The 17,296-nt window shown below is 42.0% G+C and carries 21 protein-coding genes; 12 read left to right on the top strand and 9 right to left on the bottom strand.

Features of this window, described 5'->3' with window-relative positions:
• Positions 1 to 182 precede the first annotated feature (182 nt).
• Positions 183 to 1,895 (bottom strand): electron transfer flavoprotein-ubiquinone oxidoreductase, encoded by a 1,713-nt coding sequence (locus FTV38_RS02770; protein ID WP_168377952.1) that lies wholly within the window; start codon positions 1,893 to 1,895, stop codon positions 183 to 185.
• A gap of 194 nt (positions 1,896 to 2,089) precedes the next feature.
• Here FTV38_RS02770 and FTV38_RS02765 point away from each other — a divergent pair, with 194 nt between their 5' ends.
• The 5 genes from FTV38_RS02765 (at position 2,090) to FTV38_RS02745 (ending at position 6,527) form a co-directional block, all read left to right on the top strand.
• Entirely contained in the window at positions 2,090 to 2,698 is a 609-nt protein-coding gene (locus FTV38_RS02765) for a DUF1285 domain-containing protein (RefSeq protein ID WP_168377951.1), read from the top strand.
• Positions 2,699 to 2,747: 49 nt separating this feature from the next.
• Positions 2,748 to 3,632, top strand: coding sequence for a glutamate racemase (murI, locus tag FTV38_RS02760; protein ID WP_180021177.1), 885 nt, complete (start codon positions 2,748 to 2,750; stop codon positions 3,630 to 3,632).
• A gap of 121 nt (positions 3,633 to 3,753) precedes the next feature.
• Positions 3,754 to 4,782, top strand: coding sequence for a DUF4062 domain-containing protein (locus tag FTV38_RS02755; protein WP_067764038.1), 1,029 nt, complete (start codon positions 3,754 to 3,756; stop codon positions 4,780 to 4,782).
• A gap of 65 nt (positions 4,783 to 4,847) precedes the next feature.
• The gene (hemH, locus tag FTV38_RS02750) at positions 4,848 to 5,870 is read left to right on the top strand and encodes a ferrochelatase (protein ID WP_180021175.1); all 1,023 of its coding nucleotides are present in this window, start codon (positions 4,848 to 4,850) and stop codon (positions 5,868 to 5,870) included.
• A gap of 12 nt (positions 5,871 to 5,882) precedes the next feature.
• A complete protein-coding gene (locus FTV38_RS02745) occupies positions 5,883 to 6,527 on the top strand; it encodes an MBL fold metallo-hydrolase (protein ID WP_180021172.1) in 645 nt (214 codons plus the stop codon).
• A gap of 100 nt (positions 6,528 to 6,627) precedes the next feature.
• On the opposite strand, the gene FTV38_RS02740 is transcribed toward FTV38_RS02745, so the two are convergent.
• Entirely contained in the window at positions 6,628 to 6,813 is a 186-nt protein-coding gene (locus FTV38_RS02740; protein WP_078189771.1) for a DNA gyrase inhibitor YacG, read from the bottom strand.
• 83 nt (positions 6,814 to 6,896) lie between these two features.
• Between FTV38_RS02740 and FTV38_RS02735 the strand changes: the two genes are divergently transcribed.
• The 3 genes from FTV38_RS02735 to FTV38_RS02725 all read left to right on the top strand — a co-directional run bounded on the left by FTV38_RS02735 (position 6,897) and on the right by FTV38_RS02725 (position 9,243).
• Positions 6,897 to 7,547 carry an SAM-dependent methyltransferase gene (locus FTV38_RS02735; RefSeq protein WP_180021202.1) on the top strand — a complete coding sequence of 217 codons (651 nt, stop codon included), beginning with the start codon at positions 6,897 to 6,899 and terminating at the stop codon, positions 7,545 to 7,547.
• Positions 7,548 to 7,553: 6 nt separating this feature from the next.
• Positions 7,554 to 8,759 (top strand): TIGR03862 family flavoprotein, encoded by a 1,206-nt coding sequence (locus FTV38_RS02730; protein ID WP_180021170.1) that lies wholly within the window; start codon positions 7,554 to 7,556, stop codon positions 8,757 to 8,759.
• 73 nt (positions 8,760 to 8,832) lie between these two features.
• Positions 8,833 to 9,243 (top strand): GFA family protein, encoded by a 411-nt coding sequence (locus FTV38_RS02725; protein ID WP_180021168.1) that lies wholly within the window; start codon positions 8,833 to 8,835, stop codon positions 9,241 to 9,243.
• Between the two features lie 127 nt (positions 9,244 to 9,370).
• Here the strand turns inward: FTV38_RS02725 and FTV38_RS02720 are convergent, their stop codons facing one another.
• Both FTV38_RS02720 and FTV38_RS02715 read right to left on the bottom strand, forming a co-directional pair.
• Entirely contained in the window at positions 9,371 to 9,946 is a 576-nt protein-coding gene (locus tag FTV38_RS02720) for a hypothetical protein (protein WP_306669472.1), read from the bottom strand.
• 9 nt (positions 9,947 to 9,955) lie between these two features.
• Positions 9,956 to 10,732 (bottom strand): class I SAM-dependent methyltransferase, encoded by a 777-nt coding sequence (locus tag FTV38_RS02715; RefSeq protein WP_180007106.1) that lies wholly within the window; start codon positions 10,730 to 10,732, stop codon positions 9,956 to 9,958.
• A gap of 116 nt (positions 10,733 to 10,848) precedes the next feature.
• Between FTV38_RS02715 and FTV38_RS02710 the strand changes: the two genes are divergently transcribed.
• From FTV38_RS02710 to FTV38_RS02695, 4 genes are all read left to right on the top strand, one after another.
• Positions 10,849 to 12,120, top strand: a complete 1,272-nt coding sequence (locus tag FTV38_RS02710; RefSeq protein WP_180021198.1) for an alpha/beta fold hydrolase — start codon at positions 10,849 to 10,851, stop codon at positions 12,118 to 12,120.
• A 124-nt stretch (positions 12,121 to 12,244) separates the two neighbouring features.
• Positions 12,245 to 12,436 carry a hypothetical protein gene (locus FTV38_RS02705; RefSeq protein ID WP_078189765.1) on the top strand — a complete coding sequence of 64 codons (192 nt, stop codon included), beginning with the start codon at positions 12,245 to 12,247 and terminating at the stop codon, positions 12,434 to 12,436.
• Positions 12,437 to 12,533: 97 nt separating this feature from the next.
• Positions 12,534 to 13,487, top strand: coding sequence for a 2-hydroxyacid dehydrogenase (locus tag FTV38_RS02700; RefSeq protein WP_180021166.1), 954 nt, complete (start codon positions 12,534 to 12,536; stop codon positions 13,485 to 13,487).
• 56 nt (positions 13,488 to 13,543) lie between these two features.
• Positions 13,544 to 13,969, top strand: a complete 426-nt coding sequence (locus FTV38_RS02695; protein WP_180021164.1) for a hypothetical protein — start codon at positions 13,544 to 13,546, stop codon at positions 13,967 to 13,969.
• A gap of 38 nt (positions 13,970 to 14,007) precedes the next feature.
• Here FTV38_RS02695 and FTV38_RS02690 read toward each other — a convergent pair whose 3' ends face one another.
• From FTV38_RS02690 to FTV38_RS02670, 5 genes are all read right to left on the bottom strand, one after another.
• Positions 14,008 to 14,517, bottom strand: coding sequence for a hypothetical protein (locus FTV38_RS02690; protein WP_180021162.1), 510 nt, complete (start codon positions 14,515 to 14,517; stop codon positions 14,008 to 14,010).
• A 111-nt stretch (positions 14,518 to 14,628) separates the two neighbouring features.
• Positions 14,629 to 15,117: a hypothetical protein gene (locus FTV38_RS02685; protein ID WP_180021197.1), complete on the bottom strand. Its 489-nt coding sequence runs from the start codon at positions 15,115 to 15,117 to the stop codon at positions 14,629 to 14,631.
• A 261-nt stretch (positions 15,118 to 15,378) separates the two neighbouring features.
• Positions 15,379 to 16,026, bottom strand: coding sequence for a hypothetical protein (locus tag FTV38_RS02680; RefSeq protein WP_180007117.1), 648 nt, complete (start codon positions 16,024 to 16,026; stop codon positions 15,379 to 15,381).
• 352 nt (positions 16,027 to 16,378) lie between these two features.
• A complete protein-coding gene (locus FTV38_RS02675) occupies positions 16,379 to 16,768 on the bottom strand; it encodes a hypothetical protein (RefSeq protein ID WP_078189759.1) in 390 nt (129 codons plus the stop codon).
• Positions 16,769 to 16,874: 106 nt separating this feature from the next.
• Complete coding sequence (locus FTV38_RS02670; RefSeq protein ID WP_078192788.1) at positions 16,875 to 17,231, bottom strand: DUF3060 domain-containing protein; 357 nt, start codon at positions 17,229 to 17,231, stop codon at positions 16,875 to 16,877.
• Between the last annotated feature and the right edge of the window lie 65 nt (positions 17,232 to 17,296).

Genomic DNA, 17,296 nt, shown 5'->3' with positions numbered 1-17,296 from the left:
ACTGAGGATCAGAAAGCTTGTTTGAATCGATGTATTTCATCCGCAGATTATGCACGAATGCTAAGAAATCCGGAGTGCAAATATTAACCAAAAAGAAGATCGTTTTTTGATTTATGAAAGAGATCTATTGTCTATTAAAAAATAAACCCGCATTAAGCGGGTTTATTTCAATCTCAAAAAGATTACATATTCGGATAGTTCGGACCACCGCCACCCTCAGGTGTTACCCAAGTAATGTTTTGAGACGGATCTTTGATATCACACGTCTTACAGTGAACACAGTTTGCTGCGTTAATTTGGAAACGCTTAGAGCCGTCATTCTCTTCCATAATTTCATAAACACCAGCAGGGCAGTAGCGCTGAGCAGGCTCATCCCATTTTGGTAAGTTCACATTTACTGGAATAGACGCATCTGTCAGTTTCAAGTGAGCAGGCTGGTTTTCTTCATGAACGGTATTCGATACGAATACTGAAGACAAACGGTCAAATGTTATTTTACCATCTGGTTTTGGATAATTCGGTTTGAAGTTCGCAGCATCAACAGTTTTTAAAGCGCTGAAGTCTGGCTGTAAGTCATGTAGTGTAAATGGCACTTTAAAGATGTTTTGATCAACAAAGTTGAACGCACCACCCATCCATTGACCAAACTTATGCATAGCAGGGCCGAAGTTACGAGAGTTATATAACTCTTCTTTCAACCAACTGTTGTTAAACTTGTCTGTGTACGCAGTTAACTCTTTTGTGAAGAAGTCTTCACCTTCAGTTACACGTGCAATGGCAAGGTCACCACCTTTTTCCACACCCGCAGCAATCGCTTCAAATACAGCTTCACCGCACAGCATGCCTGATTTCATGGCAGTGTGAGAGCCTTTGATTTTTGCAAAGTTTAGGAAACCTGCGTCATCACCAATTAAGCTACCACCTGGGAAAGTGAATTTAGGTAGAGAGTTGAAACCACCTTTTACAACCGCACGTGCGCCATAAGAAATACGTTTACCACCCTCAAGATATTGCTTGATCAGTGGATGTGTTTTCCAACGTTGCATTTCCATAAATGGATACATGTGTGGATTGGTATATGATAAGTCAACGATCATGCCCAAAGTCACTTGGTTGTTTTCAGCGTGGTATAACCACCAACCGCCTGAAGAACCTGTTTCACTTAAAGGCCAACCTGCACCGTGCATCACCAAACCTGGTTTATGTTTAGCAGGATCTATTTCCCATAATTCTTTAATACCAATACCGTAATGTTGTGGATCGGCATCTTTATCCAAGTTGAATTTTTGGATTAAACGTTTACCTAAATGACCACGACAGCCTTCAGCAAATAATGTGTATTTCGCATGAAGTTCATAGCCAGGGGTAAAGTTGTGCGTTGGTTCGCCATCTTTACCAATACCCATGTCGCCAGTCTGAATACCTTTCACAGTCCCGTCTTCATGGTAAAGAATTTCAGATGCTGCAAAGCCTGGGAAAATAGACACTTCTAATTCTTCAGCTTTAGCACCTAACCAGCGAACCACGTTACCTAACGAAATAACATAGTTGCCATCGTTATGCATGGTTTTTGGCACCATCCAATGCGGTGCTTCTTGTGATTTTTCATCTGACAATAAGAAGAAGGTTTTATCTTCAGTCACAGGCACATTTAAAGGTGCACCTTGTTCTTTCCAATCTGGGAACAATTCATTCATCGCGCGGGGTTCAAGCACAGCACCCGATAGAATATGCGCACCCACTTCGGAGCCCTTTTCCACGACACAAACGGACAGATCGTTTAGGTTATTTTCAATTGCAAGTTGACGAATTTTAATCGCAGCAGATAGGCCGGCAGGACCTGCACCGACGATAACTACGTCAAACTCCATCGATTCACGTTCGATGTGTTCCATGTAGGACTCCTCATATTTCGGAAGGTGGCATCCATTCAATTCATTTAAATGGTGCTGCCATGAGTGTTCTTAATGCCCAGACACAATTTTTCTATCGTGTCTTTGATATTGTGGGCTAGTATAGTTTTAAACCGAGTTCTAGCCAATTGGCTGAATCATATTATTTTTCCGTCACTAAGGTATTTATTAGGCGGATGAAGCAGCAATTGAACGAAAACCCGACGAAAAAATTCATTAATAGGGATGATAGAAATTTAATGAACATTGCACAATACTTAAAAGATGGACAGTCCGGTCACAAAAGGTCAATCCCCCCATTAGATCAATGGCATCCAAAGCATTGTGGTGCAATGGATTTGAAGGTTTTAGCTAATGGAGAATGGTGGCACGATGGTCAATTGATCAAGCGACAAGCGCTCATAGATCTGTTCTCAACCGTGCTTTGGAAAGAAGATGGGAAATTCTATTTAAAAACCCCTGTGGAACAAATTGAAATACAGGTGGAAGATGAGCCTTTATTTGTCAATCAGGTGGATCACGTTGAGATTGACGCTAAAAACTATATTCAATTCACCACAACCACCCAAGACCTGATTATTGTTGATCAGGAACATCCGATTTTTATGCGTGAATATCAGGGTGAACTACGTCCTTATGTGCATGTTCGTTTTGGTATAAATGCCTTAATTCAACGTGCAGCTTTTTTTCATTTAGTCGAGATGGGTGAGCTGCTTGAAAATGAGCAAGGGGAGTCCATTTTAGTGTTACAAAGTGGTGATTTGCACTTGCAATTAGGCACCTGAGGTTTAAGCTTTCCACCTTGTCATTCTGAATCTAAATTAAAGTGACCCTATGACCGCCATTCATCCCATTTACCCCTTAAATGTACCCATGCCAAAAGCGACTGCTGATGCGCCTATTGGGGTATTTGACTCAGGTATTGGTGGTTTGTCTGTTGCGTTGGAAATTGCACGTTATTTACCGAATGAACGGATTGTTTATTTTGCAGATACGGCACATGTCCCTTATGGCCCGCGTCAAGATCAGGACATCCGTGAACTGACTGCACATGCGATTGAGTGGTTATACCGTCAGGGGTGTAAAGTCGCGGTGGTGGCATGCAATACGGCATCGGCATTTAGTTTGGATTATTTGCGTGAACACTACGGTGAAAATTTTCCGATTATTGGCTTGGTTCCAGCCTTAAAACCCGCGGTATTACAGACCAAAAGTAAAACTGTGGCTGTCCTCGCAACGCCTGCGACATTTCGTGGAAAGTTGATTAAAGATGTGATGCATCGTTTTGCTGAACCTGCAGGGGTGCAAGTTTTGTCAGTGACCAGTCTGGAATTGGTGCCCTTTGTTGAAGCAGGTGCGCAAATGACTGAGCCTTGCCTGCAGACATTAACCGAGATATTACAGCCAGTTGTAGATGCCGGTGCAGATTATTTAGTGCTTGGATGTACGCATTACCCCTTCCTAAAATCGGCAATTCAGTATATTTTTGGTCAGAAGCTGACATTAATTGACTCAGGTTTTGCAGTTGCACGACAAACAGCCCGAATTTTGATTAAAAATGAGTTATTATTTGATCAGAAAAGAGAAAATTGTTTGCGTATAGAATGCTATGTCAGTGGCAATAATGCGGAAAATTTAAAACCGGTTGTGGCGCGCCTGATTCAAGATGATATTTCTTGGAACATTGCCAACATCGGACTTATAAGTTCAGAAGACTAAATCAGTCATTTTGGACAACGTTAAATGAAAAAATTAGTTTTTTATTGGGGTAGTCATGTCGCATTTTCCAGCTAAGATCAATTCGATGCTGAGTGCGTTATGCAGCGGGAGAGGATCACTAATGCTCGATAAGCGTTATCAAGTATTCATTTCCACATCTGGTAGCGAAATGCAGCCAGAACGGATCATTTTGGCTCAGACGCTTGTGGGAATGGGGTTTTTCTCATGGGGGCTAGAACAACGCACACCATTGAGCACTGCTTTTGCACGTCGTCAAATTGACGATTGTGACTATGTGATGATTTTATTGGGTAGTCAATACGGTGAGCAGTCTGTGTCTGGTGTGGGCTATATGCACCTTGAATACATCTATGCGGTGACCAAGCAAAAACCCGTCATTGTGTTTATGCATGATGATCCAGATTCACGTGATGATGCGTTACATGATGCTAAACCTGAACTTCGTGAAAAATTTAAAGAATTTAGAAAACTATTACAAAATGAAGTGGATCAAGTTTTTACCTATCGTAGTTTGCGTGATTTAGAAATGGCAGTTCGATTGAACATGCCACAAATGCTAGAACGCTATCCTGTTACAGGTTGGGTACGCCCACAGAATACTCAAGCTTTACATGATGAAATTGATCGTTTAAAAGCCCAGTTAGTTCAACTCGAAACAGAGTCTGGAAAACGCGAAGTTGATCCATTCCTATCTTTACCAAAAGTGTCGATGCATGAACTATTTTCATTTGAATACCGCATGCACGCTTATCAAGATGGTAATTTCAAAGAATTAAAAGTACAGAAGAAAATGACGTGGGCGCAGCTCTTGTCGATTTTAGGCGCAACCTTTGTTAATCCAACCCCTGAAGAATTCTTCTCTAAACGTATGAATGAGTTTTTGAATGAAACAGGTCTGGATGATGCACGTATTGAGATGCCACGTGCTCATGCGGTTGCGCGGGCACAAGTGAATATTCGTGCTTTACACAGCATTAAAAGCCAGATGCGGCAGAATGACTGGATTGTGCCCAATGGCCGAGATGACCGTCAGCGGATGTTGTGGCAAGTAACCAGTAAAGGTCAAAAATTGTTAGAAAGTAATTTGCTTGATAATGATCGAGTTTTTCAATTTAAATCTGCATATTAATCAATTTTATTAAATGGATAAAAAGCTGCTACATTAGCGTCATTCAAATTGATGGAAAAAGTGTAATGTTGCCTGTCGAGAAAGCTAAAGTCACCATTATTCTGGCGAACTTAGGCACGCCTGATGCGCCAACTGTGCCCGCAGTGCGTCGTTTTCTGCAACAGTTTTTGTCAGATCAGCGGGTGATTGAAATCCCGAAACCGATTTGGCAAATCATTCTACGTTTGTTTATTTTGCCATTTCGCCCTAAACGTGTTGCACATGCTTATGAAATGGTTTGGGGTAATGATTCACCCATGCGTGAAATTTTATTTGAGCAAGTTGCCGCAGTAAAACAGCATCTCACAGCAAAATATCCAGAATTTGAACTGAATGTGATTCCGGCCATGACTTATGGTAATCCAGGCATTCAAGCAGCTTTAGATCAATTGGCACAGCAGCCACAAGACCACATCGTCCTGTTTCCACTATTCCCACAATATTCAGCAACATCGACTGCACCGCTATATGATGCGATCGCACAATGGATTCCGCAGCAACGCAATTTGCCGGGCTTGAGTATTATTCGTGATTACTATCAGCACCCGCTATTTATTCAAGCTTTAGCGCAAAGTGTGCGTGATTATCAAGCGGAGCATGGGGTCGCGGATAAGTTATTGATGTCTTTTCATGGCATTCCACAGCCTTATGCAGACAAGGGTGATCCCTATGCTGACCGTTGCCGTGTAACAGGACATTTAGTCGCGCAAGCGCTTGGTTTAACTGAAGATCAATATGAAATCAGTTTCCAATCGCGCTTTGGTAAGCAAGAATGGGTGAAACCTTATACTGATGCCACTTTGGACGCATGGGGCAAACAAGGCGTGAAATCGGTACAGGTTATGAGCCCTGCATTTTCAGCGGATTGTTTGGAAACGCTAGAAGAGTTGGCGCTGCAAAATGCTGAAATTTTCCAAGCTGCAGGCGGTGGTGAATATGGTTATATTCCTGCATTAAACGCGCGGGATGATCATGTCGCATTGCTCAATTTATTACTTCAAGCTAATCTTGATGCCTTAAAGCAAACATTAGCCCATTCATCGCCTTGAGGTTTTCGCCCTATGTTGCAAGTTAAAATCGTGCCCGTTACGGCATTTCAACAAAACTGTTCCATTGTTTGGGACTCTGAGTCGAAAGAAGCGGTCTTGATTGATGCAGGGGGAGAGCCTGAAAAATTAAAAGCCGAAGTTGAAGCGCTCGGTTTAACGGTCAAAGCCTTGTGGTTAACGCATGGCCATTTAGACCATGCGGGTGCGGTTGGGGCATTAACCCAAGCTTGGAATGTTCCAGTGATTGGCCCGCATAAAGAAGATGCGTTTTGGTTGGACATGATTCAGGAAGTTTCTGCGAAATATGGTTTCCCGATCCCTGACAATGTCCATGTGACCCAATGGTTGGAAGGCGGCGAAACCTTGAAGTTGGGTGCAGAAGAGTTTGAAGTTCGTTTTGCACCGGGGCATACACCAGGTCATATCATGTTCTATAACGCAAAATATGCCGTGCTTTGGACGGGTGATGTGTTATTTAAAGGCTCGATAGGCCGGACAGATTTTCCACGTGGTAACCATCAACAATTGCTCGACTCCATTCAGCGTGAATGTTTTAGCTTGCCGGATGACACCCAGTTTATTTCAGGGCATGGTCCAATGAGTACCATTGGTTATGAAAAACAACATAACCCTTTCGTTGCTGGTAAAGCGGGTTAAGCAATACGCTTTAACTTGATTGGGTAAAATAAAAAAAGGTCTACATGGTTAGACCTTTTTTATTGGAACTTTTTTATATTTAAATTTGAGCTAAACGTATTTAGAACTGATCTTCCTCACGGCCACCATCAGCTTGAGGTGCATCTTGGGTTGGCAGGCGATATTCGTCATTGGCCCAAGCACCAAGATCAATCAATTTGCAGCGATCTGAGCAGAATGGGCGGTATTCATTATTTTCCCAAGTCGTCAATGCGCCGCAGCGTGGACAATTCATGGTGGTGGGCATGCTTAACTCCAGCAAAAACGGATGATTCAATTAGGCAAATACAGTCGCAGTTGTTAGACTTATGCCGTTCTGTTTAGTTTGATCTGTTTATGCCTATTCGTCAATTTCAAGCGCAGCGTATGCGAGCTCCCCGTGATTTTCAGCCGATTGATTCCACACCGATTTGTGTGGAAATTGGGGCTGGTAAAGGTAAACATGCATTATTGTTTTCAGCCAATCACCCTGAATTTCAATTGATTGCTGTTGAGCGGACACGTGAAAAATTTGTGGCAATGCAAAAGCAGCATCAACTTGAAGGGCAAAGCAATTTAACTCCAATTCATGCTGATGCATTGCCTTGGGTAGTACATGCCTTACATCCTGCGCAAGTACAGCAATTCTTTATTTTGTATCCAAACCCTGAACCGCATAATCCTGCACAGCGCTGGTTAAATATGCCGTTTTTTGAATTTTTATTGTCGCGTTTGCAGCCGGGTGGTCAGATTACATTGGCGAGTAATATTCCTGAATACATTGAGGAGGCGCAGCAGCAGTTAATTGATGTTTGGAAGCTGCCTTTTGTTAAAGAACGCATTGCAGAGACTTCAGCACGTACACACTTTGAGATTAAATATCTTGAACGTGGTGAACTCTGTCAGCAGCTAATCATTACCAAGCCTGTAGATTACACCACACGTTTTGATGATTTTCAGCCGCTACAAGGTATTCAACCCACCGAAGCATCTGCGGAATAATCGGGCATGACTCAGCGTATTGCAATCATTGGGGCAGGTCCTGCGGGATTGATGGCAGCGGAAGTGCTTAGCCAATTTGACTATGACATTCATGTTTATGAGCAAAAACCATCGGCAGCCCGTAAATTTCTAATGGCGGGCAAGACGGGGCTGAATATTTCGCATGCAGAACCCGTTGAGCAATTTGTACAGCGCTATGATCAAGTGGAATGGCTGAGTCCATGGGTTAAGCAGTGGGATGCAGCATGGATTCAACAATGGATGATGGGACTGGGTATTGAAACCTATATTGGTTCATCGGGTCGGGTCTTTCCTATTGAAATGAAAGCTGCGCCTTTGCTTCGTGCCTGGTTAAAACGCCTCAGTTTAGACGGGGTGCAGTTTCATTATCGACATCAAGTTTTGGATTTACGCTCTAATCAGCTAACGATTCAAAACCTTGTTGATGGATCAAGCCAAGCGTTTGGCTTTGATGCGATTATTATGGCATGTGGGGCTGTGTCTTGGTCACGTTTAGGCAGTGATGGCGCATGGCAAAAATGGCTACGGCCTGAGAGCATTGAAGCTTTTCAGGCCAGTAATGCAGGTGTGGAACGCGTTTGGTCGAAGTTTATGCAGCCTGTGTTTGGACAGCCCTTAAAGCGAGTCAATGCATGGGTCGATCAAGCCGAGCCGACCCAAGGCGATATCATTATTTCACACTATGGACTGGAAAGTGGATTAATCTACAAACAAGGTCGAGCTCTGCGTCAACAGGTGAAATCTGCTCAGCTCATGCAGCTGACTTTGGACTTATTGCCAGATCAAAGTGTTGAGCAATTGGCAAAGAAACTACAGCCTTCAAAGAAGCAGTCTTTAACCAATGTTTGGCGTAAAGCCGGTTTAGATGTGGCGAAAGCTGCGCTGGTCCGTGAACTGGTGGATAAATCTTTATGGTATGAGCCGGCCTTACTTGCTGCGAAAATTAAGCACTTAGATATTCAACTTGATGGATTTCGCCCGATAGATGAGGCGATTAGCTGCGCAGGCGGTGTGAAGCGTTCAGTCCTAAATGATGGCTTACAATTGAAGAGCAATCCTGCAGTATTTGTCTGCGGGGAAATGTTGGATTGGGATGCGCCTACAGGAGGCTATTTGCTGACAGCATGCCTTGCGACCGGTCGAGCAGCGGGTGAAGGGGTTCAAAATTATCTGGTTTCTTTGCGGAACTAAGCGCTTCAAATTGTCACAATCTTGCTGAGGAGTTGTGATATTTTGAGATGAAATTCTTCTAAGAAAGACCACTATGCGCGTACAAGAACAATATACGGGAAGCTGCTTGTGTGGAGCGGTTTGTTATGAGATCAATGGTCCGATCGGTGAGATCGTGCAATGCCATTGTTCTCGGTGCAGAAAAGCCAATGGTACAGCATTTGCGACCAATGCCCCGATTGCCAAAGCAGATTTTAAAATTGTGGCCGGCGAGCAGTTTCTGAAACAGTATGCGTCTACGGCCACCACACAGCGTTGTTTTTGTAGTGAGTGTGGTTCGCCAATCATCAGTATAAAGGCTGAAACGCCTGATTATTACAGCCTACGTATAGGCACTTTAGACACGCCTCTGACACAGAAACCGACCTGTCATATCTTTGTCGCATCCAAAGCTGAATGGGATGATATCGCAGGTGATTTACCGCAATATGCTGAACGACCATAGCGCAAATTAAGATTGAGCAATCATCTCAAGGGCATGAATTTGCCCTTGAGGTTGAGTTTTAAGCTCGTGTCACCTTCTCATTCATCCATGTTGAATTTGGGTGAATAGATTGCAACAGGGGTGAAAATTAAGGTTGTCGAGTTTTTTGTAGTTCAGGATATTGTTCCTGCCAATGTCCCAATTGTTCTTGAGCATGAATAAACTGACCGAGACCTCTGACACTATCACTAGGATTTTTCAACTCACCATCGGCTGCTTGATTTTTCTCACGATAAATTTGTGATTGATTGTCCCAGTACTGGTACATCAAGCCTTGAATGTAACGGCCTTGTTCAGTTTTCATTTCGAGTTCTTTGAGCATATTCAGTGCTGACTGGATGTTGTCACGCTTACGCTGTGTGGCAAATTCATCGGTGAGTTTGCCTTCCTCACGCAGTTTCATCAGCTCATCTTCCATCTCATCGCTAATTTGACTAAAGCTCTCGTCATATTGTGTCAGAAGCGTGAGGTCGTGTAGATCATCTGGGGTCTTGGCAAAGTTTTTAATAGGATCACTATTCAGCTCTTTCATGATTTGATCGTCGGAACTGATTTCACTATTTTGTTCCACCGTTTTTGATGATTTTTCACATGCAGAGAGTCCTAAGACTGTACCCATGAGGAAGATGACACTGAGTTTTTTAAAAGAGATAGGCATGAGCATAATCGTGTCCTAATGTGTTTTTCTAAAGATATAGACATGCGTGATATACGGAAAATCAATGAAATCCTGTGCAGTCTTTTGGGTTGATTCAGCCACGATATTTTCAAATTGTTGTTTCAGTTTTTGTTGTTCATCCGTGTTTAACGCTGCAATAAAACTGGTGGACAATAATCGTTTGGAAACCACGTGTTCCACTGTACCATGATGCAATTGTTGAAAGGTGGTTTCGGCAATTAATTTAAATGTTTGCTGCTGTTCAAACACTTTTTGCCATTGCCCACTATGATAACGTGGTGTGTCACCTTCGAGTACACTCAAGATATCAGCGAGTTGTTTGACCCAATTGACTTGGATATCACGCTGGTTCCAAATCAATACAAGATCCCCATGGGGAACTAAGATACGACTGATTTCATTGAGGGTTTCAGGGGTGGCAAACCAATGAAAAGACTGGGCACAAAATACCGCTGCCACAGAATGATCATGCAGTGGAATCTGATCACTTTGGGCGGCTAAAGTTGCAATATGCGGATGTTTTTTCTGCAATTGTTGCAGCATTTCATGCACAGGTTCGATCGCGGTGATATTTTCACTGAGTGGGCGAATATACTCGAGAAATTTGCCTGTACCTGAGCCTAAGTCCACCAGATGGGCTTGAGGGGCTAAAGCTAAATGTTGTTGTAGCCACGCACTGATTTCAATCGGGTAGTCAGGGCGGGCTTGTTGATAGAGTTCAGCTGCAGAGCTAAAGCCTTGTTGTGCGGCAGGATGTATTGAATGTGTCATATTCTGCACTTTTTAATCTGTATGGCCTCTATAAAATAGCATATTCGGAACAAGATAAACTTTGAATGCAACAAGGAAGGAAAAGCGTGACGCAACAAGGACTGGAGCAAAGTACAATGGAAAAGCACATCATTTTTGAAGATGATCAAATTCGTGTCATTTTTCAGCCCGGTAGTTCTCGTGAGCTTATTTTCTCCTTCGGTGATTTGATTACCCGCGCCAAGGGCTTGAGCATCAATGCCGAGAAGTCTTTGCAAAAATATGGTTTTAATGTGATCGGTGTGATGCCGAAACAAAAATCGTGGTTTCCAGCATCGTCAATGCAACCGATGTATCAAGCCATCAAGCCGATCCTCGAACAATTTGAGCTGCGTATTGCCTATGGTGGTTCCATGGGCGGCTATGCTGCCATTAAGTATGCCAATTTATTTGGTTTTCAGCGCGTGGTCAGTATGGTGCCGCAGTACTCCATCGACCCAGAAGACATTGTCGATACACGCTATGGCATGTTCTTTCAACCCAATCTGCATGCCAATATGCGGGTACTTGCTGAAGACGTATCGACTACACGTGAATATATCGTGGTGTATGATCCTTATTGTCCAGAAGATCGCGCGCACTTTGAAAAATTACAGGCTTTAATTCCGCATGTGCATGTGTTGCATCTGCCGTTTACAGGGCATGATGCCATTGCAGTATTGGCGAGTTCTGAACTGTTAAATGATTTCTTGAGACATCCTTTTGATGCGCCGTATTTTTATCAAAAAATGCGTCGGGTTAAGAAAAACAGCAAATTTTATTATCGAAAAGTCATCGAAAATTTACTGACACGCCATCGTGATGCCTTGGGTGAAATTTTAAAAAGCAATTCGTTTCAGCTTGACCCTCAGTTTTTTGATGCCAAACAAAAACAAACCTTATTACGGGTATTGTTTAATAACAAACAAGTCAGTGAGCAAGATCTGCAAAAGTTGGGGATCACGACCTTTTTGCCACAGGAAAATCGTAGCCTACTACTCGACCAGTTTGAACATGGTTTAGTGTTTAACGTGATTAGCCAAAAAATTGAAAGCTATGCAGCCGGTGTGATTGCGCTGAATCACAAGTTTTTGATCCCTTTGCAGCCGAAGGGCACAGGCCTGGTATACGTACAAGTCCAAGATGAGCGTTACATGGTGGTGATGAATGACCGTCAGGTAATGAAATTGGTCTTAGCTCAAGATGAACTAGCGGTAGGTATGCATCCGATTTTAATGCAGAAATATGTGGGCTATTACACGCTGAACTATAAAGAACTGCGTTTGAGTAGCGATGAATTTGGTCAAGTCTTCTTTGTCGAAAACGCCGATGCGTCTTGCCAGTTTGTGGTGCAGCCCGAACAGATTTAAGCTCGGCATTTGTTTGAAAATCCAAAGCTTGCTAATTTGTAGGAAGAGATTATGATGAGAGAAAGGTAGTATAAAAAACAATCATACTACCCAAAACATCATAAGGAATATGAGGGGTATCAGTATGCATTCAACGCAGATGCTTGCTGTATTATTCATCTTAGTGCTGACCATGGGTTCAGCCTATGCACAGGGGGTTAGTTCAAGCATACTGATTTTTAGCAGCAGTATGTTGTTACTTACGATACTGACCATTTATGTCATACTCAAAATTCGAAATTCACTGCAACATCATCTCGATAAACCCGCGAAATAGCGGGTTTTTTTATATGCTGTTCGATTGCACTTTGGTGCATCACAGGTTTTAATCATTCACAATCGAATTTTTATAATCGGCCAGAAGGGAAGCAGCCATGAAAGCGGTATTTCTAGATTATCAGTCTCTAGATAAACAGGACTTAGATTTTAGCGGACTAGAAGCACAGTTTGATGACTTGACGCTCTATCCCGCAACAACGGCTGCAGAGGTTGCTCAGCGCATACAAGGGGCTGATGTGATTATCAGCAATAAAGTACACATCAATGCTGAGCACATGCAGCTCAATCCGCAATTAAAACTGATCTTAATTTCTGCCACTGGCACCAATAACGTTGACCTTGTACACGCACAGCAACAAGGCATCGTGGTGTGTAATTGCCAAGCTTATGGCACCGCTGCGGTGGCACAGCATACCTTGATGTTAATGTTGAACTTGGCGACATCATTTCGACAGTATGATCGGGCGGTCCAACAGGGAGATTGGCAAAAAGCAGATCAGTTCTGCTTACTAGATTTTCCAATTATTGAGCTGGCTGGTAAGACTTTGGGGATTGTCGGCTATGGCGAATTGGGGCAAGCCGTGGCACATTTGGCTAAAGCTTTTGGCATGAAAATTATGATTGGTGCACTACCGAATCGCCCCATGGCGGCTGAACGAGTGGCCTTTTCTGAGATGTTAGCGCAGGTTGATTTTCTGAGTTTGCATTGCCCTTTAACAGAGGAAACCCGTGATTTACTCAATCATGAAAGCTTGGCTCAAATGAAAGCATCGGCCTTTGTGATCAATTGTGCACGAGGTGGTGTGGTTAATGAATCGGCATTAGCCGAGGCATTAAAATTAGGGACGATCGCAGGCGCAGCAACCGATGTCTTGACGGTTGAGCCACCAAAGCAGGGCAATGTGTTGCTCGACCCAAGTATTCCAAATTTAATCATTACCCCACATAGTGCATGGGGAAGCGTCGATGCGCGACAACGCATTGTGCAGCAATTGGTGGAAAATGTAGAGGCCTTTAAAGCGGGGATGGTTATTCGACAGGTCAATTAAAATCGAGTTTAAGGAATATTATTTTTGAACAAAGCTCCGTATAAATAGGAATGTCTATGCAGGTCGATCTTGCCAATAAAAAAAGTTTAAGAATATTTTGCATGCTGATTCTTTTTACCGCATGCATCACTTGGGCATGGTGCAGTTATGTACTAAATATCAGTGAAAATTATTTATTCCAGAATCCTGATTTTGAAGTTCATAAATTCATGCCGACCTTACAAGTTGTGCTGGTTTCGGTATTTTTTATTGCGCATTTCGTCTTAGCACTTATTGATTTTTTAAATCGCTATTGGTATTGGGGACTATGGCTGGTTGTGGTGCCTATTATTGTGGGACAGGTCTATTTTTCTGTCTTTGGAGAGGTTGCGCATATTGATCATTTATCAGTCTGGGTTGACTATCCATTTTGCCTGTTGATGCTTATTCAAATCTGTACAGCATCGTTTGTACGTAGGCGATATCTTAAGCCAGCTGCTTAATGCATTAATGCATTAATGCTTAATTTAATAGTTAAATTTCAGCATTTTTTCAAAAATTTAGCATTGAAGTGATGTTTGATCCGCTCAAATTCAAGTTCAGTCTTGATACTGTTTGGCATCATGATTCGTAAATAACTTTTTTCGAGTTTAAAAGGATCTTTGGTATTGGGTACAGGATTAAAGCCACCATTTGGGTAGATCAAATTTGTCTCATAGGCACGTAAAATCTGATCATTGTGAAAATAGAAACTTGTTAGGGATTGATTGGATTCACCAAAAACATAGAGGTTTATTTTGCATTGACCATCGAGTTGATACAGTGTCGCTTCATTGCCTTCAGTCGATTTGTATTCTTCGTCATCTAGCATCTCTAAGGTTTGTAATAATTTACCTTCGGCATCATGATTATATTGGTATGAATCGTACAATTGGGGAAAAATGGCCTGCAACTGTGGATAACTTTTTAACAATTGTGGAAAACGTTGTAAGCCAATCAAAGAGCCAACGCAGAGCAGAATACCAAGCAAGATACCAAATAAAATTCGCATTTTTTTCTCATTAATTCATTGTTTTTATAGGCATAGGTCAAAGACCAACAGCATTCAATTTTGGTTTTAAAAAAGCCCAACTAAAGTTGAGCTTTTAAATGTGGTGTTAAATTATAAATCAGTCACTGGATACGTCGTAGACGTCGAACTCGATGGATAACTACTTTGTGGATATTGATTGTTATTTTGTCCCGCATTGTTGCTTGGAGCCGTATTAATCGTGTTGCCTGAAGACGGTTCACTCAACGACTGTTGGCTGATGGGCGCAGGTTGGCTGGTTTTGCCTGTGATATTTTCACGGGTTTGCTTCAATTTTTCATTGACGTTTTGGGTGGCTTGCTGTGCGCCCTGATCAACCTGTTGTACTGTATTTTGTGTAGCTGTTTTCGTATTGTCCCAAGCTTGGTCAACCGAAGGCTTAATTTTAGAAATTCCACGTTCAGTCATTTCACCAATATTTTTAGCAGCACCGACCACGCCTTCTTGGGCTTTATAGGCCCACACATGCAATAAATTTGGATTGTCGCCATAAGGGCTCACAGGCTTTTTCGCTTGTTGCTCAGTACTTTGCGCTGCTGTTTTTTCTTGTGCCCAAAGCATGGGTGTCGTGAATATTAAGCTTATGCATAACGTTGCTTTTAATGAAATCTTCACAGCTTCACCTCTGAATTTTATAGATTTTCTATCTGATGAATGGTTTTAATGCATTATAGGAAAAATTGCAGCGAAAAAAACTTGCCGTAGCAAAATCAATACAGCAAATGACAGCTTTGTACACGGTTGTATTTTGATGAAGGCAAAAAAAGGCCCACAGAAGAGTGAGCCTACTCTCTGGAGGAGAGGGTATGAAAGCCAGTTTATTTATTTGTGAGCACCTAAGCTGGCTTCATGTGAGCTATGGACTTCAGCTTGTGCGACAGGCGTTTGCAACTGTACATTGCTACTGCCACTCACATTAGCTTCTTGACCTTTTTGGAAATTCGCTTTGGTTTGTTGCCATTTTTCACTGGCAAATTGGCGACCTTCCTGAGCTTTTTCACCTAAATAACTCTTGGTTTGATTAACTTTGTTGTCGACATTGCTTTTACGTTCATCGAGTTTTGCTTTGTCTTTTGCAGCTTTTTCATCGAGCTGTGCTTTGCGCTCATCAAGCTTAGCTTTATTTTGCTCAGCCTTGGCATCGATCTTGGCTTTCGCTGCATCTGACTTTTCATCTTTAGACTGTTTTAGGTCAGCCCATTTATTTTTTGCATCTTGCTTTTTGTCAGCACTGAATTCTTTGGTGTCTTGCCACTTTTCTTGGGTGAATGTTTTGGTCTTATCGACGCCTTTTTCAATTTTGTCACCGGCTGTATGCGCAGACTGATTAATGTCTTGTTTTAGATTTTGCAGTACAGACGGTTGCTGTGTTTCAACTTTCGCATTGGCTTCTACTGCGGTGTTCGCAAATAGTGGGGTGCTTGCGAATAATGCTGCGGTGATCAGTGTTGTTTTAAATAAAGGTTTCATCTTTGCAATTGTCCTCTTTTATTGAACGCTGCTGTTGCACTCAGCATTTGCGCTTTTGGAGCAGAGGACATCTTAAGAGTAAAAAAAAGCAAAAAGTGGTTTTGTGCGATAAGTCACACAATGCAATAACAGCTCAGATACGCGGAAGTTTGAAGTGTGGAAACATGGTTAAGTTAATGCATTATTGTAATTTTATGAAAATACAGTGGCTTATATGTGTTTTGAGCGTTGCTGTGGTGTGGTTCTAGTTACGATTTTCATGATTAAAAATTATGGGTTTGAACTGATTATGATTCAAGATTAAACGAAAAATGAAACCATACCTCCATTTTGGAGATATGGTTTTTATTATTTATTCACATTGTGTAAGCGCATCTTTTGCAAAATGACCGCGTAATGCAAGGAAGTTTTTCTGTACATCCGCCGCATTTAAATCAAAATTGTGCGCTGAACTTGTACCATCTTTGGCAAAGGTTGCTGTACCACCTGAAATTAGGGTTAAGCCTTTAAATGACCATTGTTCAACAGATTTTGCTTCTTCTAAATTGCCTGTAAATTCAATCACGCATTTATCTACAAATTTAGTCAGTTTTGCTTTGTTATCTGTGGTATCTGGGTAGACATCAATGTTTTGAACCTCTTGTAATACACCTGTTTCAAGTTGTGGAATCGTTGGTGCAGATGTACATGCAGAAAGTGTTAGACCCGCAAGACCAGTCAAAAGGAATGCTTTCAATTTCATAAGTTTCATTCTTGTTGAGTGTTGTTGGATTGAGTATAGGGAATTGGTGAATTATTGGCTATAGATTTAAGTCTTAAGCCTAAATTCAACTTCATTCACTTAATATTTAACGTTTATAGGCTGCACTTCCTGGACCAACGGCATTGATGCTGACTTGGCGTGATGGATGGGTGCTTTTTTGATAATACACTTTCGAATTTGGTCCATAAATATTGATTTTATTGACTGATTCTACATAGACCGTTGTATTTGGACCTGCAACCGTAATCATCGGGCAACTGCCTTTTAGAGTAATACGGCTATCTGGAGCAGGAATATTCACTGAGCGTCCTGCGCAATCATAACTTGCAACGGTATCAGGTGAAGAAATGATGATTTGGGAATGAGTCATTTCCGTTCCAGCATTTGCAGAAGAAATAGATAGGATCAATAATCCAAAGCTAAGTAATTTTTTATTCATCATAGGTATTTCATTTTATTCAGGTTGAGTTATTTTTAGCATGCCGAGATTTATTTGCTCAAGTCTTA

Origin of the sequence: Acinetobacter sp. YH16044 (assembly GCF_013417145.1) — a bacterium.
Classification (GTDB): Bacteria; Pseudomonadota; Gammaproteobacteria; order Pseudomonadales; family Moraxellaceae; genus Acinetobacter; species Acinetobacter amyesii.
The sequence above is the reverse complement of the archived record's forward strand: the minus strand, read 5'-3'. Positions and strand labels throughout refer to the sequence as shown.